This window comes from Polynucleobacter sp. 35-46-11, from assembly GCF_002281105.1.
In genome coordinates, this window is record NZ_NCFJ01000567.1 from 1 (window position 1) to 1,537 (window position 1,537).

Consider the following 1,537-nt stretch of genomic DNA (forward strand, 5'->3'; position numbering starts at 1 on the left):
CCTGTTACGCCATGAATGGAATAAGCGTAAGGCAAATTCGGGGGTGATATTTTGTGGTTGATCAGCGTGTAATCGACCGGATGAAAGATGCCATTACCGCAACCGGCAATCACTGCACCTAGGACCAACATGGCATAGCCATTACTTTGAGAATATGTGAGCGCGGCTAATGCCAGTAAACCCACTCCAGCAAATAAAACAGGCCGAGCCCCGATGCGATCAACTAAAAATCCAGATGCTGCTTGAACGATGCAGGAGACCACAAAAAAGATAGTCATGAGCAAACCTAGCTCTGCATAGTTAAAGCCAAACTCCGCCTTCAACCATGGGAACATGGGTGGCAAAATTAAATGGAAGAAATGGGAGCTGCCGTGAGCCAGGCTAATAAGACCAACAACCCGGACATCACTGGCGCGCCTCATTACTAGGGCGTCAGTCATGTTCCGAGTTTACTGGCACAGGAAAATTCCTGCTGAAATACAGCGGTATTACTTGCTAAAGCTGAAATCGCCGTTCTTATCGACACCTACAGGAACTGTGTCCTTAGGGCCAAACTTGCCTTCTAAGATCATCTTGGACACTGGGTTCTCGATATATTGCTGAATCGCACGCTTCAATGGTCTAGCTCCAAATACGGGATCAAAACCGACCTCTGCAATCTTACTCAGAGCGGCATCACTCACTTCCATCTGCATATCGACCTTTGCCAAACGATCTGACAAGTTCTTGAGCAAGATCTTCGCGATATTGGCGATATTGCCTTTATCCAAACCATGGAATACCACGATTTCATCAATACGATTTAAGAACTCTGGTCGGAAGTGATTCTTCAGCTCTTCAAATACCGCATCTTTAATCTCGGATTGCTTCTTATCTGTCATCGACTGAATCAGATGTGAGCCGATATTACTAGTCATCACAATCACCGTGTTCTTAAAGTCCACAGTACGGCCTTGACCATCGGTTAAGCGACCATCGTCCAATACTTGCAAGAGTACGTTAAAGACATCCGGATGCGCTTTTTCAATCTCATCAAACAAGATCACGCTATACGGATGACGACGTACTTGTTCGGTTAGGTAACCACCCTCTTCGTAACCCACATAGCCCGGAGGCGCGCCAATTAAACGCGCAACACTATGCTTCTCCATGAACTCACTCATGTCGATACGGATCAGGTGATCTTCACTATCAAATAAGAAGCCAGCCAAAGCTTTGCAGAGCTCAGTCTTACCAACACCAGTAGGCCCCAAGAATAAGAATGAACCATAAGGGCGATTCTCTTCAGCAAGACCGGCACGTGAGCGACGAATCGCATCAGATACCGCACGAATAGCCTCTTCTTGACCAACCACACGCTTATGCAGAAGCTCTTCCATCTTCAATAGCTTGTCGCGCTCGCCCTGCATCATCTTCGATACCGGTATACCGGTTGCACGAGACACTACTTCAGCAATTTCTTCTGCGCCTACTTGCGTACGCAAAAGCTTGTTCTTGACGACGCCATCTTTATCGCCTTTTGCTTCAGCTGCAGCAG

At 47.1% G+C, this 1,537-nt stretch carries 2 protein-coding genes; both read right to left on the reverse strand.

Going from position 1 to position 1,537, the window contains the following annotated elements:
• Window positions 1–440: MFS transporter (locus tag B7Y67_RS17665; protein WP_293599751.1), on the reverse strand; the 440-nt coding region annotated here is incomplete at its 3' end.
• A gap of 48 nt (window positions 441–488) precedes the next feature.
• A partial coding sequence (locus B7Y67_RS17670) for an AAA family ATPase (RefSeq protein ID WP_293599752.1) occupies window positions 489–1,537 on the reverse strand: 1,049 nt, incomplete at its 5' end.